General features: G+C 61.6%; 22 protein-coding genes, 1 tRNA gene and 1 riboswitch. Of the genes, 4 read left to right on the top strand and 19 right to left on the bottom strand.

Annotation, left to right across the window (positions count from 1 at the left end; translation table 11 throughout):
- Positions 1–10 precede the first annotated feature (10 nt).
- A complete protein-coding gene (locus tag BUB04_RS07210; RefSeq protein WP_073038322.1) occupies positions 11–427 on the bottom strand; it encodes a gamma-glutamylcyclotransferase family protein in 417 nt (138 codons plus the stop codon).
- A gap of 31 nt (positions 428–458) precedes the next feature.
- A complete protein-coding gene (locus BUB04_RS07215; RefSeq protein WP_073038323.1) occupies positions 459–1,328 on the bottom strand; it encodes a DUF169 domain-containing protein in 870 nt (289 codons plus the stop codon).
- A 734-nt stretch (positions 1,329–2,062) separates the two neighbouring features.
- Here BUB04_RS07215 and BUB04_RS19280 point away from each other — a divergent pair.
- The 4 genes from BUB04_RS19280 (at position 2,063) to selB (ending at position 5,157) form a co-directional block, all read left to right on the top strand.
- A tRNA-Cys gene (locus BUB04_RS19280) sits at positions 2,063–2,154 on the top strand.
- Between the two features lie 53 nt (positions 2,155–2,207).
- Positions 2,208–2,726, top strand: coding sequence for a hydrogenase iron-sulfur subunit (locus BUB04_RS07220; protein ID WP_245795149.1), 519 nt, complete (start codon positions 2,208–2,210; stop codon positions 2,724–2,726).
- A 33-nt stretch (positions 2,727–2,759) separates the two neighbouring features.
- Positions 2,760–3,275 carry a hypothetical protein gene (locus BUB04_RS19285; protein WP_178371933.1) on the top strand — a complete coding sequence of 172 codons (516 nt, stop codon included), beginning with the start codon at positions 2,760–2,762 and terminating at the stop codon, positions 3,273–3,275.
- Entirely contained in the window at positions 3,193–5,157 is a 1,965-nt protein-coding gene (gene selB / locus BUB04_RS07230) for a selenocysteine-specific translation elongation factor (RefSeq protein WP_073038325.1), read from the top strand. The genes BUB04_RS19285 and selB overlap by 83 nt, the downstream gene beginning before the upstream one ends.
- Positions 5,158–5,266: 109 nt before the next feature.
- On the opposite strand, the gene BUB04_RS07235 is transcribed toward selB, so the two are convergent.
- The 17 genes from BUB04_RS07235 to BUB04_RS07310 all read right to left on the bottom strand — a co-directional run bounded on the left by BUB04_RS07235 (position 5,267) and on the right by BUB04_RS07310 (position 24,589).
- Positions 5,267–6,046 carry a hypothetical protein gene (locus BUB04_RS07235; RefSeq protein WP_073038326.1) on the bottom strand — a complete coding sequence of 260 codons (780 nt, stop codon included), beginning with the start codon at positions 6,044–6,046 and terminating at the stop codon, positions 5,267–5,269.
- A 119-nt stretch (positions 6,047–6,165) separates the two neighbouring features.
- Complete coding sequence (locus BUB04_RS07240) at positions 6,166–6,870, bottom strand: phosphate ABC transporter ATP-binding protein (RefSeq protein ID WP_073038327.1); 705 nt, start codon at positions 6,868–6,870, stop codon at positions 6,166–6,168.
- Between the two features lie 6 nt (positions 6,871–6,876).
- Positions 6,877–7,761: a PstA family ABC transporter permease gene (locus BUB04_RS07245; RefSeq protein ID WP_073038328.1), complete on the bottom strand. Its 885-nt coding sequence runs from the start codon at positions 7,759–7,761 to the stop codon at positions 6,877–6,879.
- Positions 7,758–8,618 (bottom strand): PstC family ABC transporter permease, encoded by an 861-nt coding sequence (locus tag BUB04_RS07250; RefSeq protein ID WP_073038329.1) that lies wholly within the window; start codon positions 8,616–8,618, stop codon positions 7,758–7,760. The genes BUB04_RS07245 and BUB04_RS07250 overlap by 4 nt, the downstream gene beginning before the upstream one ends.
- Positions 8,615–9,451 (bottom strand): phosphate ABC transporter substrate-binding protein, encoded by an 837-nt coding sequence (locus BUB04_RS07255; RefSeq protein ID WP_073038330.1) that lies wholly within the window; start codon positions 9,449–9,451, stop codon positions 8,615–8,617. The genes BUB04_RS07250 and BUB04_RS07255 overlap by 4 nt, the downstream gene beginning before the upstream one ends.
- A gap of 288 nt (positions 9,452–9,739) precedes the next feature.
- Positions 9,740–11,062 (bottom strand): (Fe-S)-binding protein, encoded by a 1,323-nt coding sequence (locus tag BUB04_RS07260; protein ID WP_073038331.1) that lies wholly within the window; start codon positions 11,060–11,062, stop codon positions 9,740–9,742.
- A gap of 225 nt (positions 11,063–11,287) precedes the next feature.
- Positions 11,288–12,046: an acyl-CoA dehydratase activase gene (locus tag BUB04_RS07265; RefSeq protein ID WP_073038332.1), complete on the bottom strand. Its 759-nt coding sequence runs from the start codon at positions 12,044–12,046 to the stop codon at positions 11,288–11,290.
- Between the two features lie 14 nt (positions 12,047–12,060).
- Positions 12,061–13,332 (bottom strand): double-cubane-cluster-containing anaerobic reductase, encoded by a 1,272-nt coding sequence (locus BUB04_RS07270; protein WP_073038333.1) that lies wholly within the window; start codon positions 13,330–13,332, stop codon positions 12,061–12,063.
- 284 nt (positions 13,333–13,616) lie between these two features.
- Entirely contained in the window at positions 13,617–14,231 is a 615-nt protein-coding gene (locus tag BUB04_RS07275) for a class I SAM-dependent methyltransferase (protein ID WP_073038334.1), read from the bottom strand.
- 191 nt (positions 14,232–14,422) lie between these two features.
- Positions 14,423–16,327: a TonB-dependent receptor gene (locus BUB04_RS07280; protein WP_084076283.1), complete on the bottom strand. Its 1,905-nt coding sequence runs from the start codon at positions 16,325–16,327 to the stop codon at positions 14,423–14,425.
- Between the two features lie 134 nt (positions 16,328–16,461).
- Positions 16,462–16,656: riboswitch (cobalamin riboswitch) on the bottom strand.
- A 131-nt stretch (positions 16,657–16,787) separates the two neighbouring features.
- Complete coding sequence (locus tag BUB04_RS07285) at positions 16,788–17,444, bottom strand: class I SAM-dependent methyltransferase (protein ID WP_073038335.1); 657 nt, start codon at positions 17,442–17,444, stop codon at positions 16,788–16,790.
- Positions 17,445–17,485: 41 nt separating this feature from the next.
- Complete coding sequence (locus BUB04_RS07290; protein WP_178371934.1) at positions 17,486–19,420, bottom strand: TonB-dependent receptor; 1,935 nt, start codon at positions 19,418–19,420, stop codon at positions 17,486–17,488.
- 268 nt (positions 19,421–19,688) lie between these two features.
- The gene (gene tsaA / locus BUB04_RS07295; RefSeq protein WP_073038337.1) at positions 19,689–20,243 is read right to left on the bottom strand and encodes a tRNA (N6-threonylcarbamoyladenosine(37)-N6)-methyltransferase TrmO; all 555 of its coding nucleotides are present in this window, start codon (positions 20,241–20,243) and stop codon (positions 19,689–19,691) included.
- Positions 20,240–21,382, bottom strand: a complete 1,143-nt coding sequence (locus BUB04_RS07300) for an FmdE family protein (RefSeq protein WP_073038338.1) — start codon at positions 21,380–21,382, stop codon at positions 20,240–20,242. Before BUB04_RS07300 ends, tsaA begins: the two co-directional genes overlap by 4 nt.
- A 71-nt stretch (positions 21,383–21,453) precedes the next feature.
- Positions 21,454–23,508 carry a TonB-dependent receptor plug domain-containing protein gene (locus BUB04_RS07305; protein ID WP_073038339.1) on the bottom strand — a complete coding sequence of 685 codons (2,055 nt, stop codon included), beginning with the start codon at positions 23,506–23,508 and terminating at the stop codon, positions 21,454–21,456.
- An 11-nt stretch (positions 23,509–23,519) separates the two neighbouring features.
- Positions 23,520–23,795 carry a hypothetical protein gene (locus BUB04_RS19015; RefSeq protein WP_143156394.1) on the bottom strand — a complete coding sequence of 92 codons (276 nt, stop codon included), beginning with the start codon at positions 23,793–23,795 and terminating at the stop codon, positions 23,520–23,522.
- Entirely contained in the window at positions 23,792–24,589 is a 798-nt protein-coding gene (locus BUB04_RS07310; protein WP_073038340.1) for an ATP-binding protein, read from the bottom strand. The genes BUB04_RS19015 and BUB04_RS07310 overlap by 4 nt, the downstream gene beginning before the upstream one ends.
- Positions 24,590–24,606: the final 17 nt, after the last annotated feature.

Raw genomic sequence — 24,606 nt, forward strand, 5'->3', positions numbered from 1 at the left:
GGGACCTTCGTCAAGCCCACCGGGAATAGCCCTCATAGGTCTCCCGGAACCTCATCTTTCCCTCCCTGAGGAACGTGGCAAAGTCCCAGTCCTCCTCTCCGAGCCGGTCGAGGAACGAATGGCGCACTACGTAGGCGAAGGCCCGCTCCCTTCGCCCGTCCGTCGACTCGACCTCCACAAGCCTGCGCACGTACATCGGCCCTTCGAACCGATCCAGCCTCAGCCAGGCCGAATCGGGCACATGGCGATAGACGACCCCCTCCACCGCCTGCCCGGCTTCGGGGGCGATCCCGGGATAGAGTTGCCCTTTCACCCGCCGACGTCGGTACCCTCTCAGAATCCCCGGTTCGGACGTGAGCCGACACCCGGCCACCTCTTCCATGATGTCCTCACACATGAGAGTTCCATAGGCAAAGAGATGATCCATGTGTTCCACCTCCTTCGGCCGACCCTGCAGGTCAGTGCACGGCTCCCGGGTATTGAGGAAACGGAAAGCCGGTTCGGGATGCCTCCACTCCCCGCACCAGCGTCTCGAAGAGGGGGCCGGGGATCCCCAGCCCCATCCGGTCCCCCTCGAATCGAGCAATAAGGCGCGCACCCAGACAGAAAGGGGAAAAGTTGATGGTCCCGGTCAGGTAAGGCCGCACCACCAAGTCGGAGCATCCGGCTCTGAGTCCTCCCACGCTCGCCTCCACACGCTCGCCGGTCAGGTACTGGTAGCCCTGGATGAGCCGGCACAGCTCCACGGGCCGAACGGAAAGGACCACCACGTCCGGATCCAGTTCCAGATCGTCAAAACCGGGTGAAAAATAGAATACCCCCCGGGTAGCGGGCGGTTGGATGGCAAGCATGCCGGAAAGGGCCCGGACGGCGACGGCGCGGCTTGCATACCGGCCGGAATCTTCTTCGCCGAAAAGAGCGTATTCCTTCTTTCCCGCTTCCCGGAAGGCGTAGACGGTGCCGTCGCTGAACTCGCGGGGAGACGGCGGCCTGAAGGATTCGGGATCGCCGCTGTTCCTGCGCATGATTTCCGTGTATTCCCGTGGACCCTCCAGGGGATCCTCCCGGTTCATGTCCTCGAAGCCCAGGCTGACGGCCGCCGCCACACAGCCGACGCTTCGCGCGGACAGAAAAACCGCATCATCAAGCATGGCCGCTCGAAGGGCGTGGCAGGAAGTGACGGCGACCCCGTCGGGCTCGAAGCGAAAAAGTTCCTCCGCGACCGTCTCCTCCGCCCCGAAGACCCTGACACCCGCGGTCGGCAGCAGGAGGCCGGGTACTTCCAGAGCCTGTTGAAGCCTTTGAACAAGGGACCCCAGTCTATTCATGACCTTCCTTTTGCCTTGGCCGCCGGAAGCGGGCCAACGCCTTCCCAGCCCCCTGAAATGCCTTTGGTTCGGACCCGGGGGGTTCCCCGAACAACCCGGCGCGGTCCCACACGACTAGACTTTTGCCGATACCATCCGGTCCCCCCACCGTCAACTCCCTTCACCTTGGGGGAAAAAAAGACCGTACCCTGCCGATTCGGACGGGGCGTTGAGCCTCCTTCGTGGAGGCGCTGCCCTTCGAGGCTCCCGGCTGGAAAGGCCGGGGCGATGGCGGGGGCCCTGATGCATCCAAATTTCCTATGTGACGTATCGATTCCTTTGGGCTATAGAGGTCTTGTTTTCCCACTCGGAATCAGGAGTTCCCCATGGCGCGTCTTTTCGGCTTTACCTGACCCGGCGATCCCGCACACACCCGTGCCAGGTAGGCAGTGGGCCGATCTGGAAGGCGCGTCTTCCCCTCCTTTCTTTAATATGAAAGAGAACCGCGAATGAACGCGAATAGACGCAAATCTTCTTAGTTGTAGAAACTGCGAAGGCTGCAATGAGGATGCCCGGCAATGCAAGGGGCGCGCAGCGACTCATAGAGAATGGCATATCGCGGCGTTCCGACAAATGCCCTTGCTCCGGCCCGCTCTTTCATCCATGCGGGGCGGCGCGAGGGGAGCCATGACTGTTAGTGTCTCGACAAACCGGATGTCGCACAACCAGCGGCCGGATACCTGGCGGGTGTCCGAGGGGGCAACGGCGCTGGGCGCCCCACGGGCTGCAAACCCGTCGGCCCGGCCTCACCAGCCGGGAGGAGGTTCGATTCCCCTTGCCCCCTCCATTCCTACGCCGATGGGGCCGACGTCCGTGAATGGAACTCCGAGGGAGGTGTCCTTGGGCTCATGGCGAGGCTCTTCGGAAAGCTTGGATGAACAGAGGACCCCGCGAAGGTTCGAGCCTCTGGTGGGCTGCTTCTGTTGCCAATGGTGTTCCTATGCGGCGGCGGACATGGCCGGGGCGCTACGCGTGAGTTACCCGGCCAACGTGCGAATTGTCCTGGTGCCTTGCACGGGGCGCATCGATGTGGGCCATCTTTTGGCGGCGCTGGAGGCCGGGGTGGACGGAGTTCTGGTCTCCGGCTGTCTTCCCGGTCAATGCCATTATGTGGACGGCAACCGGAAGGCGGCCAAGCGGGTGGAACGAGCCCGTGCCATCCTGAAGGAAATCGGTGTGAGCCCGGAGCGGATCGCCATGGTTCACAACGCGGCCTCCATGGGTCCCCAACTGGCACGCTGTTTTTCCGAAATGACCCAACGCATCAGGACCCTGGGGCCGATCTTCCCGCCTCGGGAATCGACGGGTGTGCCCGGCCGACGGCACCGGGATCGAAACGGCTGCTCGCCCGTTCGGTGACGTGCTCCCAGGGAAAGGAGGTGAATCGTGGGCATGGGGGAAACACCGGAAAGCAAGCTGGCGCTCTACGACTTCATGATGGGCGCCTTGGGATTGGGCTCAGGGCACGAACTGGAGCAACAGCCGCCCAAGGATTTGAACGATCTCCTGAACGCCTATTTCTACTTCTCCGACCAGGCCCGCTTCGAGTGCTGCCGGCGCATGGGCTGGACCGAGCCCACCGATTCGGCCACGCGGCCGCTCATCGACCAGGTGCTCGACCCTGCCACCTACGACTACCCCCATCTGATGCAGTGTCCCGCCCCCACGCCGCAGAACCCCGCTTATGAAGCTTACCAGGTCGCTTCCGGACTGGATGGATCCGTCCTCATGCGCCGATGGCTCCCTGAAGCGGTGGAGCGGTTTCGGCAACGGAGAACCGGCTCCGGGAAGAACGAAGAGAACCTGCATGGAGGTGGACCTTCCCATGATCAAGACTGCTACCATCGGCATCGCCGGCCACGTGGACCACGGCAAGACAAGCCTGGTGCGCCGGCTCACAGGCATTGACACGGACCGCACGCCCGAGGAAAAAAGGCGCGGATTGACCATAGAGCCCGGCGTGGCCCCACTGCGTCTTGCCTCCGGCCGGCTCGTTTCGCTCGTGGATGTGCCGGGACACAAGGACTATCTGCGCAACGCGGTCCGGGGGCTGAGCGCCGTGGAAGGGGCCGTGCTCGTGGTGGCCGCCGACGACGGAGTCATGGCCCAAACCCGCGACCACCTGGACATCCTGCAACTGCTGGGCGCGCGCACCGGAATGATAGTCCTTTCCAAGGCGGATCGGGTGGATGAGGAGACCCGGGAGTACGCGCGGCTTGAAATCGAAGAGCTGACGGAAGCCACCTTTCTGGAAAACTGCCCCATTGTCCCGTTTTCGGCCCTGGACGGGCGGGGCACCCCCCTCATCCTCCACGAGCTGGAGCGCATGGCGTCGAGGCTCGACGGGGGGGACAAGGCCCGTCCCTGCCGACTGTGGATCGACCGGGTTCACAACGTGGTGGGTCACGGTACGGTCATCAGCGGCACTCTTCTCAGTGGGATATTGAGGGAAAACGACCCACTGGCGATCCTGCCCTCGGGCAGACTCACTCGAGTGCGATCCCTGGAGGTGCATCACCGGAAGGTGAAGGAAGCCGCGGCGGGACAACGGGTGGGAGTGAATCTTTATCACGTGGGCACGGGCGAGGTCCGTCCGGGGATGCTCCTGGCCCAGCCCGGCACGGTGGAGGCCGCCCCGTATCTGAATGCGGACGTCAGGTTGTTGCGCCACGCGCCGCGCAAGCTATCCCATCAACAAAGGGTGCGCGTCCATGTGGGAACGGCCTGTGTCCAGGGCCGGGTTCATTTTCTCGACAGGGCCTTGCTTGCACCCGGCGAGGAAGCGATCGCCCAGATCCGGCTGGAAGAGACCATCGGCTGCCTGGCTGGCGACCGCTTTGTGCTGAGCTTCCTGGACGACTATGCCATTGCCGGCGGAGGCCGCATCCTGGAACCAACCCGGGAAAAGCTCCGCACATCCAAGGCCGGCCGGATTCTCCCCTATCTCCACTGTTTACAACGGGGCGATCTGGAGGGAGCCATCGACCACCTTTTTTCCCGTTCGCCGTACACCCCCCTTTCCGAAACCCAAGCAGCCTTGGCCTGCGGCTTCCGCCGGCGGGACGTGTCGCGCGTGTTGCAGAGATGGTCCAAGGAAGACCGGCTGGTGGTCCTTGAGGACGGACGTTACGTGCGGAAAAAGGACCATGGGAATCTGCGCCGCAAATTCCACGACGCCCTTGTGGATATCCTTTCCTCCAACCCCTTGAAAGAATGCGCTTCCGCCGAAGAACTGCGCGCCCGCGTCGACATGAAACTGGACCCCGGATGGACCCGTCAGCTGCTGGCGGATCTGTGCCGCCGGGGAATCATGGATCATGTCGAAGGCGGCTACCGGCTGCCCCAACGAAAACGCCAGTGGACGGCCCGCCAGAAAGAGATCCTGGACGCCGTTTTCCACTTCGCCCGCCGGGCGGGGCTGAGCAGCTTCGCGGCCGGAACCGTCTGCGACCACAACCGGGGACGTTTCGATCCCTCCGAGGTTCAACGAATCCTCGACCACCTGGCTGCCCAGAAACGCCTGGTCCGACTCCAGGACGGTCGTTACATCACCCGGGAAGCCCTCGTTGAGACGGAAGAGCGGGTGCGATCCTGGATCCGGACCAAGGGAGCCCTGCGTCTCAGCGACTGCCCGAGAGCCCTGGGATACGGCCGGACCCGGGCCCTCGCGGTCCTGGAACATCTGGACGCCATGGGGGTCACGATACGCCTCGATGATCGGCGCATCCTGGCGGAAGACCACGCAAAGGAATTCTGGAGGACGGCGGGAACCGATTCTCCACGCCTTTGAAGGCAAGGGGTTACTGCAAGGGCCCGGCCCGGAAGAGACCCCCTGCGCCCGGCTCGGGGATCCCGTAAAACATCACCGAAGCCGAGAGGCTGCCATCTGTCAGCGGCCGTCACAAAGATCCGCGCGGAATTCGAAGCTCGTAGGACAGATAGACCTTGATACCCTTTTCGGCGGCGGCCTGTCTCACCTTGGGGGATGCCTGGTAGGTGACGAGAACCGGAAAGATTTCCATGCCCGAAATCTCCCGGACCTTCGCCATCGTCTTGAGAAATCCGTCCACGTCGCGTTTCTTGAGCTGAGACTTGGCTTCGCCCAGGATGGCCACCCGCCGCCCGTCCACAACGCCGTGGCCCCAGATGTTCACTTCCACGTAGCGATTGGGTGCCGCCTCCAGGAAGGTCCGCACCAGCGGCTTTTCGATCTCCATCCCGAAGTCGCGGGCCAAAAGGTGAGGCAGGGCCCAGATGGCTTCGTCCTCCAGGCGGTAGCCCACCGTGTGGGCCAAGCCGCCCAGCATTTCCCGGGTCTTGCGGTGCTCGTCGGTGAGCATGGCCAGCTTGACTTCCGTCTTCTTCTGCGCCTCCGCCAGCTCTTCGACCCGGGCTTCGGTGCGCTTCTGAGCCTCCGCCAGTTCCTCGACTTTCTGCGCAAGGCTATCCAACCGTTTTTCCGTACGGGCCTGCGCTTCCGCCAATTCTTCGACCTTTTCAGCCAGGCGGTCGAGGCGCTGTTCGGTGCGGGCTTGGGCTTTCGCCAGTTCGCGGACCACCTCCTTCAGATCCTCGAATTCCTCACGGGTCACGCGGATTTCGCGCACCCGGTCGTCCACGATCGCGACGATCGTCTTGTAGAGTTCGCTGGTGAGTCCCTGTCCGGTGGTCTGCGGCATGGCTTTTCCCGCCTGAAATTCCTTCGCCTTTCGCGATTTCTTCCTTTTAACTTCCGGGCGGTGCCACGGTCAATGGAAAGCCCGCCGAACCCGGGGACCTCTCCACAGCAGAACGGCGTTCAGGATACGAGCTGCAGCGTCTCATCGGCCACCTCATAGACCTGATCGGCCAGGCGCTCGACCTGTTCCAGATAGTGGGACACCACCACCAGGGTGCACCGCCCTTTGAGAGTCAGCAGGAGTTCTTCGATAATCCCCGCCGCACGGGCGTCCAGGGAAGATGTGGGCTCATCCAAGAGCAGCACATCGGGTTGCGCGGCCAGGGCCCGGGCAATGCACAACCTCTGCTGCTGTCCCCCGGAAAGGAGGCGCGCGTCCTCGCGGAGGCGGTCTTTCACCTCGTCCCACAGGAAAGCCCGGCGAAGGGCATCCTCCACCACTTCCGCCGCAACTGCCTTGTCCCTTAGGCCCATGACTTTCAGGGGGAAAGCCACGTTCTTGAAAATACTCATGGGAAGCGGATTGGGCACCTGGAACACCATGGCCACCCGTCGACGGAGTTCCGTTACGGGAAAGGAGGGATCCGAGACCAACCGTTCATTGCCGTCCAAGCGGACCCAAACGCGCCCCCGGGCATCGGCCCCCGGCACCTCCTCCCAAAGCCGGTTGAGAGCCATGAGAAAAGTGCTCTTGCCCCGTCCCGAAGGTCCCACGACGGCCGTCAGAGCGCCCTCGAAAAAAACGGCGTTCACATCGCGCAACACCGTCCGGGTCCCATAGCGGAAGGTCAGCTCCTCCACCCGGATCTTGATCACAGGATCCATACCACTTCACGCTCGATAAAGAGCCCAATGGCCCACTGCCCGACGGACGGCATACGCCACGGCGAAAAGAGACACGCTCACCCCGAGAAGAATCAGGGCCGCCCCGAATCCCCGTTCCAGTTCCTCCGGGGAGGCGTACTGGGTCGATACGTAATAGATGTAGAAAGGAAGCGCTTCGAAAGGGTCCAGCAGGGATCGGGGCACGCCGGCCGTCACCACCACGCCGGTAAGGAGAATCACGGCCGTATCCTCGGCGCATCGCCCCACGGCCAGGAGGAGTCCGCTGGCGATGCCGCGAAAGCTGTGGGGAATGAGGACCCACGCGAGATTTTGGACCGGATCGGCTCCCAGGCTCAACGCCGTGATGCGCACCTCCTGCGGCACCCCTTCCAGGGCCGACTGGGTGGCGCGAATCACGTAGGGAAGCACCAGGATCATGAGAGAAAAGGCGGCCACCAGCAGACATGGCCCCAAGCGCGGCGACACCATCTTGTGGAGAAGGAGGGAGACGCTGAAACCGAAAAGCCCCACCACCACGGACGGCACGCCGGCCAGCACGTCGAAGAAGACCGTGAGCACCTCTTTCAGGCGGCCTCTGGAAAATTCGGCCAGATAGATCCCGGTGGCCAAACCCAGAGGCGCCGCCAGAGCCACGGCCCCCGCCACCAAGTAGAAAGTTCCCACGACGGCCGGCCACAGGCCGTCGAAAACCGGGGCTCCGCCGAACAGAGCCTCCCGGGCAGAGACACCGCCGAAAAGGAGCTTCGGAGTCACGTGGGGCGCTCCCTGCCGAACAGCAAAACCCACCACCGCCACAGCCCCCGAAACGACCCAGAACCCCGCAGCATAACACCCGCAGCGAACGGCCCTTTCCCAACAACCTCTCTTCATCCTGAATACCTTTCCGCCGCGGCGCGCATCCTCCAGGCGCACAGGGCCGCGCAGCTCGTTAGTACATAGAGCACCATACCGCAAACAAAGATGGAGGCGAACTCCAAGCTTTGAAAGTCCGCTGCGATCACCAACGCGACGTGGGCCGTGAGTGTCCTTGACGATTCCAGGAAACCGGAAGGCATTCGCGCGGCATTGCCGGCCAGCATCAAAGCAATGAGGGTATCCCCCACCGCCCGTCCGAAGGAAAGAACCATCCCCGCCGCCAGCCCCCTTCGCGCGGACGGGATCACCACCCAGACGAAGCGCTGGACGGGGTCGGCGCCCGAAGCGGTCGCCGCCAAGAGGATCGGGCGGGGCACGGCCGCGAAGGCATCGGAAAAGAAGAGGGTCATGGTCGGGGTGATCATGAGGGAGAGGGGCACCAAGGCACTCAGCAGGCACCGGCCGGACCCCGCCTGGAAAAGGTCCCGGACCGCGGGAACCAGCACGAAGACGCCCACGAAGCCGTAGACCACCGTGGGAAATCCCGTCATGAGCTGCACCAGACGCCGTAAGGGAACCGTCACCACGGGCGGAGCCAGCCCGAAGATCAATCCGGCGCAACCCAGGCTCACCGGAAAGGCCACCGCCAGGCTGGCGAGTGCCAGGAGAAGGCTCGCCGTCATCATGGGCAGGATGCCGTAGCGCCCCTGGAGGGGCTCCCACGTTCCCGTCAGAAGGTCCGTCACCGAAAAGGAGGAGAAAAGGGGTCGGGCCAGGACGACCATGAAGATCAGAATGGACAGCGGAAGGGCGGCCGCGCACAGCGTGGCCGCCCCCAGGATCTTTCGGGTCAGACGTTCACGGCGGGTCATTTGTCCGCGGGAATGTATCCCTTGGCGGCGATGATCGCCCGGCCTTCCGGGGCGAACAGGAGGTCCAGGAAGGCTTGCGCCAGGGCCGACGGTTTCCCCTTGGTGTTGCTGTACAAGCCGCGGGCCACCGGATACCGTCCGGACCGCACGTTTTCCACGCTGGGGTCCACACCGTCCAGGGCCACCGCCTGAACCGTCTCGTCCACATATCCCACGGACATATACCCGATGGCGGCGGGATCCGTGGCCACCGCCGTCTTCATGGCTCCGTTGGACGGGACCACATCGGCGTCCTTTCGGATCGTCCCCTTCCCGAGGGCCTTCTTCCAGAAGACGTTCCGGGTGCCGCTGGCCTCATCCCGGGTGAACACATGAATCGCCTGGTCCGGGCCTCCCAGCTCCTTCCAGTTCCTGACCCGGCCCGCGAAAACATCCTGCAACTGCCGGCTCGTGAGCGCCCGAACGGGGTTTTGAGGATGAACCACGGCCGCCACCCCGTCCACGGCCCATCGATGGAGCCGCAAGTCGTAGGTGGCGATCTCCTCGTCGGTCGGCCTGCGCCCGGAATTTCCGATGTCCACCAGGCCTTCGCCCACTTGCTTGATGCCCACACCGGAACCACCCCCGGCAATGGTGATGCGAACGGCCGGGTAGCGGGTCATGATCTCACGGGCCAGCTCCTGCATGACCGGAATGTGGGCCGTGCCGCCCGAAATCTTGAGCGTCCCCTCCAGGCCCTTGAAGGCGTCGTAGCCGTCCGCTCGGACCCCCGTGCTCATCGCCAGGACACAGATGATGACAAGGAAAAGCCAAGCCCCTCTTTGACGAATCATGAATCCCCTCCCTGATCGTCTTTCGATTTCTTGGTCCGCATGGGACGATTTCTATTGGATCGGCCGTTGGAAACACAAATAGGAAATGCCGAACAAGGCGGACTCCCGTTATGGGAAATCCCGATCCGAGTCGGCTTTCCCTGCACAACGGCCCGGGACGGAGCGTTGGAGGCTGAGGATTGAAACGGTGGACGGCCCGGTCAGGGGAGAGAACACGGAGGAGCCGCCCCGCATTCCGTATATGGCCGGGAAGCCATCCGGGCCGTCCACGCCTAGGATCCCTGGGGGTCAGTATTCCATGTCCAGATCCACGCCGAGCCGTTCCCACTGGGCCTTGGCTTCCTCCTGGGCCCGGGCCACCTCCTCGTCGCTCCAGGGTTCCAGCACCAGGGTATCGGCCACCAGTTCCCAGATGTACTTCACTTCGTAGCGGCAATCGTCGGGATAGAATTTCGGAAGGCGCTTCATCATCTGATCATGGCAGTTGGAACAGCCCACCACCACCACGTGGGCTCCCGTGTTCTTGATTTGACGCACCTTGTAGCGCCCGTGGTAGGCGGATTCTTCTTCATAGGGCATGGGCCACATGCCGCCGCCGGCCCCGCAGCAATAATTGCCGCTCCGATTGGGCTCCATGTCCACGAACCGGTCCACGCATTGCTGAATGATCCAGCGGGGCTCTTCATAATAGCCCTTGCCGAAGTTGCGTTCCAGCTCCCGCCCGTGTTTACACGAATCGTGCCAGGTGAAGACCTTGTCCGCATTGCGGCTCTTGTCCAGGCGGATCCGGCCCGTTTCTATGATTTCCTTCAGATAATCGTACAGATAGATGTAATCGACCCGGTTATCGGGATCCTCCAACGAGCAGACCTTCATGCCCTTGCGGCATCCGTAGGATCCTCCGCCGCAGTCGGGCATGATCATGCGCTTCACACCCAGGCGCTTCATGTGGTCGATCTTGCGCTTCGCCAGAATCTTGGTGGCTTCGTAGTTTCCCGTGAAGAGTCCCCAGTCCACCGCTTCCCAGTTTTCCGAAGGGATGGTCCAATTTTCTCGGGCGGCATAAAAGATCTTCCACCACCACTTCATGTCTTCGTTGTCCGCAAAGACCTCCTTGCTGTTGGGGAAAAAGAGGATGTCCGCCCCTTCCTTGTCCACGGGTACATAGAACCCGGGGCATTCCTCTTCGGCCAGCTCGGCCCCCAGGTCCGCCATCAGGAAGAGGAAATCTTCCTTGGGGATGGCCATGTTGTTGCCCGTGGCCAGAACGTTTTCCACACCCTTGTGCAGGATCCCGGGGACCTGGTCCCGGGGCCGAAGATGCTTCATGTGGGCCAGGATCGCCACGATGTCGATCCCCATGGGACAGGCGTGGGCACACCGCCCGCACCCGGTGCAGACCCACGGGAATTTGGACTCCACCACCTCATCCAGCATCCCCAGAGCCAACATGCGGATCACCTTGCGGGTATCCCAGCCCTCCAGGCCCGGCGTGCCCGTGATGGGGCACCCGTTGGAACAGGTGCCGCAGGTGAGGCAGAGATTCAGATCGAATTGGTTCAGGTATTGGCGAACATCGTCTCGAAGCTTGCGCGGCGTCAGGGCTTCCATGGACCCTCCTCCTTCCTATGCGGCGGCTCCCGGTGCCGGGTGGCGCGTCGGTCTTGACGATTTCGAAAAAGGACTTGCCGATTCCGGAAGAGGTGTAGTGGGATTGCCTTGTTTAATGCAAATAGGAAGTTCCGATGACAAATAGCATGGACGATCGGTCACCTTAACCTTACCAGGTCATCTGCTGAGAAGACGCGGGGTTCACGTGGCGAGACGGAAGCCGGTTCAGGAAAGGGCGCCTGTCAGGGCGGCGCCCAGGGCGCCGATCACATCGGGGGGATCGGCCACCCTCAACCCCTCCCCCAGCGAATCCTCCAACAACCGGCAGATGCAGCGGTTGTGGGCCACACCTCCGGCGAACACCACGGGGCGCTCCCCGCCCACGCGGCGCAGCATGGCCAGCGTTCGCCGCATGACGGCTTCATGGAGAGCCCTGGCGATGTTCTGGGGCTTTTCCCCCCGCGCCATGAGCGAAGTGGCTTCCGACTCGGCGAAGACGGTGCACATGCTGTTGATGGTCACCTGCTTGTCGGCTTCCAGGGCAAAATCCCCGAAGGCTTCCAGCGGAACCTGGAGGGACGCGGCCATGAATTCCAGGAATTTTCCCGTTCCGGCGGCGCATCGGTCGTTCATCTCGAACTTCACCACCCGCCCGTCCGGGGACAGGGCGATGACCTTGGTGTCCTGGCCTCCGATGTCCAGAACGGTTCGTGCTTCCGGATACAGGTGGTGCACACCGCGGGCGTAGGCCTGGATTTCGGTGACGGTCCGGACGGAAAGTGGCGGGAAGTGTTCCTCCACCAGCCGCCGGCCGTAACCGGTGGCCACCACGGGGCAGCCGTCGGCATCGGCCAGCAATCTCCGGCACTGGGCCACCGGGTCGAAGGTGGTGGGGGCCTTGTCCCAACTCCAGCGGCCGGTGGCGGGGTCCCAGACGACCCGCTCAATGGAGCGGCTCCCTATGTCGATCCCGATCACGGGCATGGCGGCATGAGCTCCTAACGGATCATCTCCACGAAGGCCTCCACCCGGGTCTTGAGCTGTTCCACATCTTCCATGCTGTAGTCCGTTTCGATAGAAAGCATAGGAATGCCCGCATCCCGAAGCGCTCTTTCCACCTTGAAGCTTTCCATGGCGTAAGGCTGGCAGAAAGACAGACCGTAGTGGATCACGCCCTTCACATCCAGCCCGCGCGCCAGGTCCACGATGTGCTCAAGCCGCTCGGTGTTGGGCGTAAAACAGGCACAATCGATCTTCATGTACCGGTCCACCACGGCGTCAAGCATCTCATCCAGGGTCGTACCACCTTCATCCACCAGATCCCGCGTGTTGCGGGTTCCGATGCACGATTCCTCGCCCACCACCACCGCCCCGGAAGATTCGATGATGTACGGAAGCTTCCAGTTGGGAACCGCCATGGGGCACCCGGAAAGCAGGACCCGGGCGGCACCGTCCGCCACCCCTTCGCCCCGTCGGACCTTTTCCTCCAACTCGTCACAGAGCTCGTCGACCTTCTGCGTAAAGCGGTCCGGATCGTCGTAGAAACTCACCTGATTGATGAGCAGCACATCGCGGCCGGAGATGGGCACGGGCCGGGCGGCCCGCAGCCGGTTGAGACGCTGAAGCACCCGACGGCGCCGGTTGATGAGCCGGATGGCCTCCCGGAGCCTTTCCGCCGTCACCTCGCGGCCGGTCAGATCCTCCACGGCCCGTTTGAATCGCAGCACCTCCGCCTTCCACAACGCCCGGTCTGAATCGCGCTTCATCTGGGGGATTTCCATGACGTAAACGGGAGCGTAATCGGAAAAGATTTCGTAGGCCTTCTTCTTGCCGTCACACGTGGTCTCCCCCACCACCATGTCACACGACTCGGTGAACGGACACAGACGGGCCAGCTTGAAGCCCACGAACGACTTGATGAGGGCGCAGGTGTTGCGGGGAAGGATCTTCTCCGCCGCTTCCGTGCCGGCTTCCGCCCCGGCGCAAAGGCCCACCTGGATGGCGTCCGCCGCCCAGACGATCTCTTCGGGCACGAAGACGCAGAAGGTTCCGATCACCTTGCGCCCCTGAGCCTTGGCTTCCTCCAATTCCCGGATGCGAAGCCCGTGGATCTCGGACAGGACGAAATCCAGGTATTCCATGCCCCGCAGGCGCCCCTGCTGGCTCAGGTAGATGTCGCCGTAGAACTTTCCCAACACCTCCAGCAGGGACGCATGGGCCTCCAGGTCCAAGCCCAGCCGCTCCCACATGGCCTCGTAGCTTGCCGTCATCGGTTGCCTCCCGTCATTGGATGGCGCGGGACCTCCGGGCCCCGCGCCCCCTTTCCAGCTGAAAGACCGCAGCGCCCCGGCCCCGGCGGCCGGGCGCCGCACCCGCATCCAGTTCAGCTCATGCTTGTAGGGAAAGAAAAGACGGGAGGCAAATAGGAAATGGCGAGAGAATTCGATATGGTGAATCGATTATTCCTATGGATGTCTTCCCAAAGAGACGCTGCTCCGCTGTGAAGGACCGGGCTGCGAGGCCTCCAAGGGTGCGGCCGGCGGGTCATGGACCGTCAGCGCCGCCGGTACCAGTACCAGGCCGAGGGATGTCCTCTTTCTTCTCCCACCACCACGCGCTCTTTTTGAAACCACCGGCCGATGAGCTCTTCCACTTCCTCGGGGCTGATCCCCCAGACGCTTCCCCGCCAGGGCCGGGGCATCCAGGCGTAGAGCATGTACCAGCCGCCCGGGGCGGTGAGCCGCTCCAGGTTGCGGGCGTATTTTTTCCGCCTTTCCCGGTCCAGGATGAAAAGACAGCCGATATCCAACACGTAGTCGAAGGGCCCCTCCAGCATGTCCAGTTCGGTCACGTCGGCCACGTGGAAGGCGGCTTGAACTCCTGCACGCGCCGCCTTTCGCCGTGCGGTCTCGATGGCTTCCGGGGCGAAATCCACCCCGGTCACGTCCCAGCCGTGGCGGGCCAGCGTCACGGCGTTGGTTCCGGTCCCGCAGCCCAGATCCAACGCCCGTCCCGGCGGGGTCCGCTCGATGAACTCCATCACCTCGGGAGGCGTGATCTGGGTGTCCCACGGGGTCCTTCCCCTCCGGTAGAGCCACCGGAACTTCCAGGGGCTTCGATCGAAGCGTTCCTTCAGGTCCCAAACGTGCCTGCGGATCTCTTTCAGCATTTGGCAATCCCCCGAATTCTGGTTCTCCCATTGCAATCCTAGCATGCCCCTCCCAAAGAGCCCATCCGGTTCGTCTCTTCAGACCCTGTCGGTCTGCCGCATTGACAAAAAAAACGAAGCGGCAAACCAACCCAGGGATGGGAGAGGGCCGAAGAACATCCTTGCGGATGAAACCAAAGATCATTTGAAAATCAAAAACGGATCTCGTAACCCACTTTCACCAACCGTCCAACCTCGTAATAGACATATCGGTTGCTGGCATCTTCCGAGAGATCTCCGGAAATCTGGACTTCCTGGTCAAAGAGATTGTCCACGCCAATGGTCAGGAAACCCTTCCCCAATTTCCACTTGGAGTAGAAGTTGACGACAGCGTGGCTTTCCAGGTTTCGCTCCCTGGAGCTGAGGACCTGGCAGTTGAGATCCCACACCAACGGTTCGCTCAGGTGCTCGAGCCCCACGGTGGCCTGGAACTTGGGCCCGGTCCGATAGTCCACGCCCGACGCATCCTCGGCGACGGGATCGGCCCAATACCCGTTGGTGTAAACGGAAAGCGCCTGTGCCCAACCTGAGAGGGCGAGAAACGGGTTGACACCGATGCTCCACTCGATGCCCGTGGATTGGTAGTCGCCGGCGTTGAAGTAAGTGAGGGGGTAGCCACGGGATCGGTCGATTTCGATTTTGTCCGTATAGGCCATGTGGAAGGCGGCCAGCCGAAGCCGCAGGGCGGGAATATCGTACTTCACCCCCGCCTCGTAGGTCCATCCCTCTTCCGGGCCCAGCTCCGGATTTCCCTTGAGGAATGAACTCTCGTAATACAAATTGTTGAACGTAGGTGCCCGAAACGCTTTACCGGCGTTGGCGAAGAGACTCAGCCTGTCGCTGCAGGCGAAGGTAAGACCGAAACTGGGCAAGAAACGGTCGGAGTCGCTGGCTCCCGAAGCGGCATCGATGAATTGCTCCCGAGCCCCCACCGTGGCGGTGAGTCGCTTCATGAACCGTTTTTTCGCTTGAAAAAAGAGCGCGTAGTCATTCCGGTGGCGCCGGCCGTATTGGTTGTTGTAATCCGCACCGCGGTAGATCCAGTCCGCCCCCATGTTGAACTCCCATCCCGACAGGCTGAATCGATAATCGGTTTCCATGCCCACGTTGTAGTTCTTGTTTTCATCCATTGGTTCGTCCGGGTCAGAGTATTCGTCCCGTCGCATCTCGTCATAGGTACCGAAGACCTTCGCCCGAAAGGACCGGGTTTCATAGCGGAAGTTGACGAAATTCTTGGCGTAGTCCTGATCCGTACCTTCATAGGGCTTCGCGTCGCCGTCGTAATGCTTCTGGAAGCCGGTGGTGTAGTAGGCCCCAAGGTAGTCCAGGTGGAGGTGCTCCACCAGACGGGCATTGAGGTTCCATGCGTACCGATCGGTTGGGTCCAGGTCATAACGATACTTCTGGGAGAAACTGCGGGAGATTCCCTTCTGTCCGCCCAGGTGCTGATACTGGAACCCCACGTTCACTCCCGGGAGGGATGCTGAAAGGCTGTGGTTATGGTAGGATTCGTTGCCCAGCTGAACCGTTCCCGTGAAGGCTGTTTCCGGCCGGGTTTCCTTGGTGATGATGTTGATGACCCCGCTCATGGCGTCCGCGCCGTAAAGGGTGGAAGCGGCCCCTTTCAGGATTTCGACCCGATCGATCTGATCCAACGGGATGGTGTCCAGGTCATAGGCATGGCCGGCGGCCCCCTGAATCGGAGATCCGTTGATGAGCACCAATTCGCCGTCCTTGATGCCGCGAATGGACAACGTGCTGTTCATGCCACCGTGGGATATCCCGAGGGGGGCGAGGGCCCGGTAGGAAAATCCGCCCAGCCGCTGAAGGGCGTCCACGACGGTGGCGGCCCCGGTTTCTTTGAGTTCCTCGCTCGAAACAACGGTAACGAAACGGGGGCTTTCTTTTTCTTCCACGGGGAAACGCTCCGCCGTTACCGTGATGGGACTGATTGGAAGGGCCCGTTCGGCGGTCTCTCCCCACCCAACGTCCGTCACCCCCCAGGTCAGCGTGAGAACGAAAATCCACAGCCAGAAAATGCCCGTTCGCCTTTCCATGCAGAATCCTCCTTTCGTCAGCCAAGCAGCCTCCTTTGGATGAAACAAAAAAATCCCCGAAGCCCTCTTTGGACTTCGGGGATTGCACCCTGGTAAACTTCATCCCGCATCGCCCCACGCGTGTCTCGCGCACGCGGGCGAAGAAACCCCAGGCAGGTCTTCTGACTCACGGATCGCCCTACTCTCCGCGCCTTCCCGCTACAGATCCCCCGTAACAGTGGCCTTCGTGCGGATTTCGTCCCCGTTCACAGCGGCGGGACCGTTCCCGATTTTCACGGGATTCCCTTTTGAGCCGGCCACGGGCCGGCACCTGAGGTTTGTACTTTTTGGACCATTCTACTCACGAACCCATCGCCGTCAACGCACTGTGTCTCCTTTCCTGTGGTTCGGGATTCGCTGGCTGAGGTGGAACCAGCCCGGTCCCCGCCCTGCCGTTCCCAGGGCTGCATTCTTCGTTGAGTCAGCCGTGTCCACGAAGGAAGTGACCGTTCATGGCGGCCGAACCAGGCCGACCCGTCTTGACGGCTCGGGCAAGATAGCGACCCGGGCGGTCCACGAGCTCCACCACCAGGAACCCCGTGCGGCCCAGCAGGGCCCGCATGGCGGGTTCCGGCGGCAGAACGTCGCGCCGGACCTCGCCGTGGCTTGCGTGGTGGCGGGCCAGTTCCTCCCGGCTGAGAAGATGGGCGATCACCAGCACCCCGCCCCGGCGCAGCACCCGATGCATCTCCTTCACCGCCGCGGCCGGGTCCGCAAAATGGGGAAAGGCGGCGAAACAGAGCACCCGATCGAAAAGGCCGTCCGGGAAAGGCAGGGCGTGCACATCGGCGCGAAGCACCCCGTCGCGGGGGCGTCGCGGTTTCCGGGCCGCCTCCTTCGCCATGGCCCAGGCCAGGTCGAAGGCCACCAGCCGCCCCACCGGTCCCTGGACCTTCTGGATGTAAGGCATCAGGACGCCGGGCCCCGTTCCCACGTCCAGGACGGTTTCCCCGGGACGAATTCCGAAGGAGGGGATGAGCTCTTCCAGCCGAGCGCGGACATCCCGGGGATAACATGCCTCTTCCCAGTCCGCGGCGCGTTCCTCGAAAAACCGAACCTTGGCCCTGTCGGATTCCATGCGACTCCCCCATGGGTCATGGGCAACCACGGATACCCGCTTCAAAACGCCATGGTGATCCCCGCCATGACGTTGGTCCCCGGCATGGGATAGCCGGGCAGGTACTCGTAGTCCACGTCCGTGATGTTTTCCACGGCCACAAAGGCGGTGGCTTGCAGGTCCCGGATCCTCCACCGGGTGCTCAACTTGGCGTTCAGGAGAAAATAATCGCCCACGGTCTGGGTGTTGACGGCCGTGGATCGTCGAGCCTGTTCCCGAACGACCATGTCGTCCACGTATTCTCCGTCCACGCTCAGGGTCCACCCGTGGAGGAACTGCCAGTTGCCGCCCAGGCTCACCGTGCAGTCGGGCGTATAGGGAAGATCGGCCGGATCGGGGTCCAGGAGCGACACACCGGCGAACAGCGAAAGGGAATCGGAGGGATAGACCGTGAGGGTGGCCTCGATGCCCCGGATCCGGTAGTCTTCCACATTGTCATAGACGGGCGGAAAGGGCGGCGGCGGAACCACCACATACCGGTCCGATCCCTCGTCGTAAAAGGCGGTCACGTCCACGCTCGCCCACCGTCCCAGGGGCGACGTCAGGCCGATTTCCCAGTGATCCAGCTTTTCGGCGTCCAGGTTCTTCCAGGTGTCGGCAAGGGCCGGGATCACCTCTTCCGAAAAGACCACCACATCCAGGCCCGGGTAGAGCACCCCCCGGGCGTAGGAGGCGTGGAGTTCCGTCTTGCCCACGCCCACCACCAGGCCCGCATGGGGCGCCCACTCGCTGTCGAAATCCGTGTGGTCGTAGAACCGAACGCCCGCGGAAGGCACCACATGAAAGCCCCGGGGATCCCCGAAGGTTTGGCTCACGGCCGCATAGGGGCTCAGGATGTTGAAACCGTGGCCGTCCCAGTCGTCTTCCGTGCCGTCCGAATACTCGATGCGATAGTCACCTTCGGTCCGTTCCCAGTCCAAGCCGGTCAGGAGCCGTCCGCCCGGCCACAGGTGGAACTCTTCGCGGGCCTTCAGGCCGTAGAAGAGAAAATCATTGAAAAGATCTTCCTGCACGCCCGCCGTGGACGTGGGCTGGTCCAGCCAGTCTCCCTCGCCGCCGCTACGGTAGATCTTGACGGAACCGGAAGCCCCCTCGAAGGTGTTTTCCAGGGTGGCCGACAAGAGCCACAGGCGGGTTTCGTAGCGGCCCAGGAGCTCTTCGGCCGGCGCCCCTTCGGCTCCCGGATCATCGGCGTAGTTGTCGTTCCAGAGCGTGAAGGCGGAAACGGACCAATGGGAGTTGATCCGGTAACCGGCGCGGCCGTAGAGGTTTTTCATCTCGCCGTCCGCATGGTCCCGGTGGCCGTCCGAAGACCGGTAGGCTCCGGCCAGGTAGTAGTCCAAGGCACCGGTCCGCGCCCCGTGTCCGCCCCGGGCCGCCACCGTGTGGTAGCTTCCGTAGGCGAGTTTCACCGCGCTTTGCCTCCCTTCCTCCCGGATCGTCTTGGGGACCAGATTGACGGCCGCCAAGGCGTTGCCGAACACATGCGGCTGGGGGCTCTTGTAGACTTCCACCGCCGACGCCGGGTCGATGGGCAGCAGGTCCAGCAGCGGGTGATTCCAGATGCTCATGTAGACGGGAACGCCGTCCACGAAGGTCTTGATTTCCGCTCCCGGGCGGCTGGAACCCAATCCTCGCACAAAGAGGGCACCGCCGGTGGCCCCGCCGAAGGAGCCCACGGGGTTGTAGCGGGAAATCGTCACCCCGGGGGTGCGCCGAAGCGCCGTCTGGAGATCCTGGGCGTTCAGGTCCTCCATCTGTTCCTCCGAGACCACCGTCTTCTGGGTCCCGTAGTCGTCCACCACGTTTCCCTCGATGACCGGTGCGGCCACCACGCGAACCGGTTGCAGAACCTCAACCGGGTCCGTCTCCCCGGCAGCCGCCGTCGCTCCCTGGAGCCCCCATAGGAGGGCCGCCCCCACAACCCACGCATTCACAATCGATTTCCTCCAGCCCATGACGCACTCCCCTCCATCACCTTCCTGCGTTTCCCCGGGATCCTCGCGCCGCCCTCACCACCGGTACTTGAGCTCAATCATTGCGAATATCCCTTTTCGAGAGCCAAGAAAAAGGCCACGCATACCTCTGCTTCCCGCCTTCAAAGGTCTTCGTGGCCTTGTTTTCTTCGATCTTGAAATGTCTAAAACGGACGACTCGGCCTTGGGGAGCACTTCCTGCGCTCAATGGGTACGCCGAGGAAAGGGATTACGGATTTCGTTCTTGCATCTCCTGCCGGAGCCTTTCCATCCATTGGGGAACCACGGCCTCGTCGATGGCGTGATAGCCACGGACGTACGGCTTGACGTCCAAGACGGGGCTGCCGTCCACGGCCTCCAGGCCTCGAACCACCACCACGTTCCGGCTGCGGGAAACCAGCCTGACCGGGGACAGAAGGATGGGATTGGGCCTTGCCGGGCTGCAGGTGGCGAAAACACCCCTTTTCGGCATATCCTTTCGGCCCATGGGATGCACCTGCAGGACGCCTCTGCGCTCCTCCGGCACCTGGTGCGCCCAGTAAAGGACCAGGACATGCGAAAATTCTTCAATCCCCAGCAGGATGTCTTCCAGTTCGGGAAAGATCACCAGTTCGGATTCCAGGTTTCTGACCCGCTCGTTGTACCGCCGGATGTTTGTCAGGTATTCTTCCGTGGCATGGCCATGGGCGGGAGGGGCGGGCAAGAAATCCTTGAGCGGGCTTCGCACATGCCCCACGGGCACGAGGGCCATCGCACTGCGCGCTTCATTGGAGTCGCTTTTCATTTTTCACTCTTCCCCGTCTGCATGAGTCCCAGCATCTTCAGGGGGTCCACTCCGGGGCCGGCCCAATCCCTGGGAGAAACCCCGTCCGGGAGTCGGAAGTCCTTCAGGACCTTTACGTACCTTTCCGGGTGCTCCATCTGTTTCAGGTACCAGAGGTCCGCACAGAGCTTGTCCATCAAGGCGCTTCCGGTCTTGGGGCAGGGCGTTTCCGCCCATGAGAAGGCGAGGACCCTTCCTTCCCACCCGCCCCCGTCTTTCTGCCGGCGGTAGACGATGGTGGCGGCTTCCGCCGCCTCCGGGAGCCTTCCCGCCTCATCTTCCTTGGTGGGATAGTCCACCGCATAGGCCCGCTTTCCCGGCGTGGCGTTCAAGAGCACCAGCAGGGCGTCTTCCTTGCACCAGGGTTTCACGGCGTGCACGAAGTAGCCGCCTTCGCCGGGAGGGAAGTGCGTTTTCAGATATTCGGCCATGAGGATCCCCGAGGCGACCCCCGGGCAATAGTGATCGTGGAATTCGACGGCTCGCACGGCGGCGGTGGGCGCCCCCGCGGCAACGGCGTTGGCGATGGTGAGGATCCTGAACTCATTGCCGCCGAAAACCTTGTTCTTGATCTTGAGATCCCACGACGACGGGTGGGCAAGGACATGCTCCGAATCGATGCGCTCCATCACCGCGGGCCGGAACAGACCCGGAACGGGGGTTTCCTTGCCGGCGGCGGCCCTGGAAGGGTCCAGCTCCAGATAGACGTTCCAGCCGGAGCTCCGGTCGTAGACGGCGCACCAGAGCGGCGCCCACGGGGCCGAATGGACTTCCACCAGGGTATGCCGCCCCCGGCTCGAGCCTGTTACAGAAGCCAGCCCGTCGAGGACGGCTTGAGTCGATCGCCCGTCCACCTCCGCATACCCGGCGTTGGTCATAACCACCAGGTCGCCCTTCCGGGGCCGCAGGCCCATCTTCCCAAAGGATCCGAGAGCCGACTCCGCCGCGGCCTCCCCCACGCGTTTCCACCATTTATATCCCCCCAGAGGATCGACCTTCCTTTCGGTGCCGCTCACGCAAAGGGGAGAACCCCAAAACACGATTATGAAGAGCGCAACCGCACACACACGCCCTTTCTTCTTGAATGGTGCCGATTTCATGGTCACTTCCTCATGTTCTCCTGTGAATGGGCGGGTAGGTTCCCTATTCCGGCACTCATCCCCCGAGCCTTTCAGAAGTCAAATCTGAGACCCCCCGTAACGATAAGACCTGGGGCAATAGTATCACCAGAAGAAAGAGACCTGAACAGTGGATATTCTTTATCGAATATGTTCTCTGCACTTATGTAGGCCGTAAAGCGATCGAAAAACCGACGAAAAACAGAGGCGTCCAGGGTAAAATAGTCACCCTCCTTCAAGGTATTCTCATTGTCGAAGTAAATATCGGCATAATAGTTAGCGATGACGGAGACATTGGCGACTTTCGGGTTATGGTACCGAAACCCGAAATGGGCCTGATGCCGCGGATCATTGGGCAGGTAGTTGCCTTCCAGATCGGCGTTGTTTTCATCCTTTTCAACTTCGGAAATATTGAACGTGTAATTGGCAAAAAGGGTGAGGTCGGCCCGTGGATACCACTCCAGCTCCGTTTCGACTCCGTAGATGTTCACTTCACTGATATTGTCGAGTTTGTATTCATACCGGGTTTTTGTGCCTCCGGCGAACTTGGCGGTACCGAGGAGACGGTCGCCGATATAGTCCTCCGCAAAGGATTGGTAGAAAGTCACCCTGCCCCAAAGGGTGTCGGTCAGGAACTGTTCCACGCCCACATCGTAGGACCAGATTTTCTCCGGCTCCAGCGCCGGGTTGGCCTGGCGATAATAGGTACCACCGCCCCGCACGTGAACCTTGTAGAGTTCAAACAGACTGGGGGCTCGAAATCCCTTGCCCCCCGAAGCTCGCACTGTGGTCTTGTCATCGGGATGCCAGGCAATGCCCAGCTTCGGTGAAAAACTACCTTCTGTGTCGGAACCGTACGAATTGCTGTAGGCCGGCTTGCCTGCGCTGGCAGCTGTATCCCAGTTGGCGCCATCGGTTGTCTCGATCCAGTCGTACCGCGCCCCGACATTGAAAATCAGACTCTCGTTCAGAATCCGCAAATCCAGGTTGACAAAGGGTGAGACAAAGCGCTGTTTTCCCTTGGCTCCGGCATCACGATCACTGGCCCGGTAGTCTTCGTCATAGTCCAACTTGGCTTCCTTATAAGAAGCACCAAGAGTGATGCGCAGGGGATCGTTCTTCAAGAGCGTTCCCTGGAAATCCGCGCCCCAGGTCTGAGTCCCCTTGAATTTCTCCTCTCGAAAAAGTGAGCTGTAGTTGTCTGTTGCCGTATCCTGGTACGCGGTCTTGTCGGCACGATTCAAATAAACCAACCCCTTAACATCCATCGATTCACCGAGATGCTCGTAGTTCATCCAGTATTGTTCAAGAGTCATTTCATCGTAGAAGAACTCTCTACCCTTTCCGGTTTCATGGTCATAATACAACGCTGCAAGGGATATATGGGAATCAGGTGAAATGTCGTAGGTCGCCTTGCCGAGGCCTTTCCACACTTCCCGGTATCGTTTGATCTCATAATCCTGCGGATCATCCACCATGTAGAACCCATCGCTCTCTTCGTACCCTCCGGCCACCAGAAGCCCGAAGTCCTTGATCTTCTGGCTGTGAAAACCGTACCCAGCATATGTATCCGCCGTTCCCACCTCGCCACGAACCAACGTATGCCTTTCCGTGCCGGGTTTCTTCGTGATAATGTGGATCACACCGCCCAGGCCCTCCGATCCGTAAAGAGCCGATGTGGGCCCCCTCACAATTTCGATGCGTTCGATGGCTTCTTTTGGGACGTGGCCCCAAGCCACCCAGGCAATGGCGTTGTTGAAATTATCGTTCTGGGGCACTCCATCCACCAGTATCAGGATTCTGTTGTTGCCCACGCCGCGCATCTTGAGCGGGCTCACGATGCCGTTTGTCTGCAGGGCATAATGACGAAAATTGTACATGCCCGGAACGCTGCGGAGAATGTCCTCCACGCGCTCAAAGGGCGAGGCCATGATCTCCTCGCCGGTCAAAACCGTCACACTTTGGGGGGCGTCGAACACCGAAATCTCTGAGCGGGTGGCCGAGACCACCACGGTGTCCAGCGGATGGACACGAGTATCATCTGCCGCAACAAAGTACGGAGAAAAAACGATGAAAGCCGAAAGAATCCCTGCCATGCAGTGTTTCATGCCAAGCTCCTTCACAACCACGGATAGGGGTGATACCACCATGGATGCCATGGATACGGCGGTGGATAGCAGTAGACGGGCTCTTCCTTTTGCCCCGAGTATTGCGCCGGGCGCCGGAGAACCTCCTCAAAGGAAACGTCCCGTGTTCGGGCCAGCAATCCCTTGGAAACAACCGGCGTGCATCCGGAAAAGGCCGACAGACAACAGCAGACGAGGCTGAAGACAACCGCGCGCAGGCGGGCCCCGGTCCCCGCCCCAAGACGACCGTCGCAGAACAAGGCTTTCATGGGGGGTCTCCAAGAAAATGGGTCCTCACGATCCGCTCCATCTCCAAACCGGCTTGCCCCGGATCGAGGGCCTTTCCTTCAAGGCAGGAAGCCACGATCTGCTCGTGGTGATAGATGGTTCCCAGAATCGGCACATTCAGGCTCTGTAACTTTTCGGAAAGGCTGGCTTCCTGCGCCAAGGAAGTCACCTTGTTGAGCACCGCCCCCTGGAAGGCCGCCCCCACCGACCCGGTCAGTTCTTTCATCTTGTGAGCCAGACTGACCGACTCAAGGGAAGGTTCGACCACACAGACCACGGCGTCCACGCTCGCTTCGATGCCTCGTCCGAAATGCTCGATGCCCGCATCCATGTCCACGAGCAGGACTTCGTCCGGGCCGAGTTCCACCTTCTTCAAAAACTCCCTGGCCACGACCCCCATGGGGCAGGCGCATCCCTCCAGGGCCTGGTAGATCTTACCCACGGTGATCAACGCGAGACCTTCCCGTTGAACCACGTATTGGGAAGGAAGGGAGGCCATGGAAAGGGCGCCCCCTTCCCAGATGGCCATCTCCGGCTCTCCTTGCCCTCGCGAGAACCCGGCTATCATCTTTTCCTGGACCTTCCTCTTGCCGCCCAAGGATTCCATCAGGGGAAGAGGGGCCTTCTCGAAACCCAACATCCAGAACAGACCCGAATTGGATTCATCGGAATCGAGCACCGTCACGCTCTTGCCATGTTTTCCAAACGCATCGGCCATCAGCGTGACGATCGTGGTCTTGCCGCTACCGCCTTTGCCGCATATGCATATCTTCACGTCTCGCCTCCGAATCA

Source organism: Desulfacinum infernum DSM 9756 (genome assembly GCF_900129305.1).
In the GTDB taxonomy this organism is placed as follows: domain Bacteria; phylum Desulfobacterota; class Syntrophobacteria; order Syntrophobacterales; family DSM-9756; genus Desulfacinum; species Desulfacinum infernum.

Excerpts from the sequence above, each read along its gene's own strand:
- BUB04_RS19285 (WP_178371933.1), top strand. The coding sequence starts at position 2,760 with ATGGGGGAAACACCGGAAAGCAAGCTGGCGCTCTACGACTTCATGATG.
- BUB04_RS19015 (WP_143156394.1), bottom strand. The coding sequence starts at position 23,795 with ATGAAAGCCTTGTTCTGCGACGGTCGTCTTGGGGCGGGGACCGGGGCC.
- BUB04_RS07240 (WP_073038327.1), bottom strand. The coding sequence starts at position 6,870 with ATGGATCCTGTGATCAAGATCCGGGTGGAGGAGCTGACCTTCCGCTAT.
- BUB04_RS07245 (WP_073038328.1), bottom strand. The coding sequence starts at position 7,761 with ATGAAGAGAGGTTGTTGGGAAAGGGCCGTTCGCTGCGGGTGTTATGCT.
- BUB04_RS07210 (WP_073038322.1), bottom strand. The coding sequence starts at position 427 with ATGGATCATCTCTTTGCCTATGGAACTCTCATGTGTGAGGACATCATG.
- BUB04_RS07275 (WP_073038334.1), bottom strand. The coding sequence starts at position 14,231 with ATGCTGAAAGAGATCCGCAGGCACGTTTGGGACCTGAAGGAACGCTTC.
- BUB04_RS07285 (WP_073038335.1), bottom strand. The coding sequence starts at position 17,444 with ATGGAATCCGACAGGGCCAAGGTTCGGTTTTTCGAGGAACGCGCCGCG.
- BUB04_RS07305 (WP_073038339.1), bottom strand. The coding sequence starts at position 23,508 with ATGAAACACTGCATGGCAGGGATTCTTTCGGCTTTCATCGTTTTTTCT.
- BUB04_RS07260 (WP_073038331.1), bottom strand. The coding sequence starts at position 11,062 with ATGGAAGCCCTGACGCCGCGCAAGCTTCGAGACGATGTTCGCCAATAC.
- BUB04_RS07265 (WP_073038332.1), bottom strand. The coding sequence starts at position 12,046 with ATGCCCGTGATCGGGATCGACATAGGGAGCCGCTCCATTGAGCGGGTC.
- tsaA (WP_073038337.1), bottom strand. The coding sequence starts at position 20,243 with ATGAAAAGCGACTCCAATGAAGCGCGCAGTGCGATGGCCCTCGTGCCC.
- BUB04_RS07280 (WP_084076283.1), bottom strand. The coding sequence starts at position 16,327 with ATGGAAAGGCGAACGGGCATTTTCTGGCTGTGGATTTTCGTTCTCACG.
- BUB04_RS07250 (WP_073038329.1), bottom strand. The coding sequence starts at position 8,618 with ATGACCCGCCGTGAACGTCTGACCCGAAAGATCCTGGGGGCGGCCACG.
- BUB04_RS07235 (WP_073038326.1), bottom strand. The coding sequence starts at position 6,046 with ATGCCGCAGACCACCGGACAGGGACTCACCAGCGAACTCTACAAGACG.
- BUB04_RS07270 (WP_073038333.1), bottom strand. The coding sequence starts at position 13,332 with ATGACGGCAAGCTACGAGGCCATGTGGGAGCGGCTGGGCTTGGACCTG.
- BUB04_RS07255 (WP_073038330.1), bottom strand. The coding sequence starts at position 9,451 with ATGATTCGTCAAAGAGGGGCTTGGCTTTTCCTTGTCATCATCTGTGTC.
- selB (WP_073038325.1), top strand. The coding sequence starts at position 3,193 with ATGATCAAGACTGCTACCATCGGCATCGCCGGCCACGTGGACCACGGC.
- BUB04_RS07215 (WP_073038323.1), bottom strand. The coding sequence starts at position 1,328 with ATGAATAGACTGGGGTCCCTTGTTCAAAGGCTTCAACAGGCTCTGGAA.
- BUB04_RS07300 (WP_073038338.1), bottom strand. The coding sequence starts at position 21,382 with ATGAAATCGGCACCATTCAAGAAGAAAGGGCGTGTGTGTGCGGTTGCG.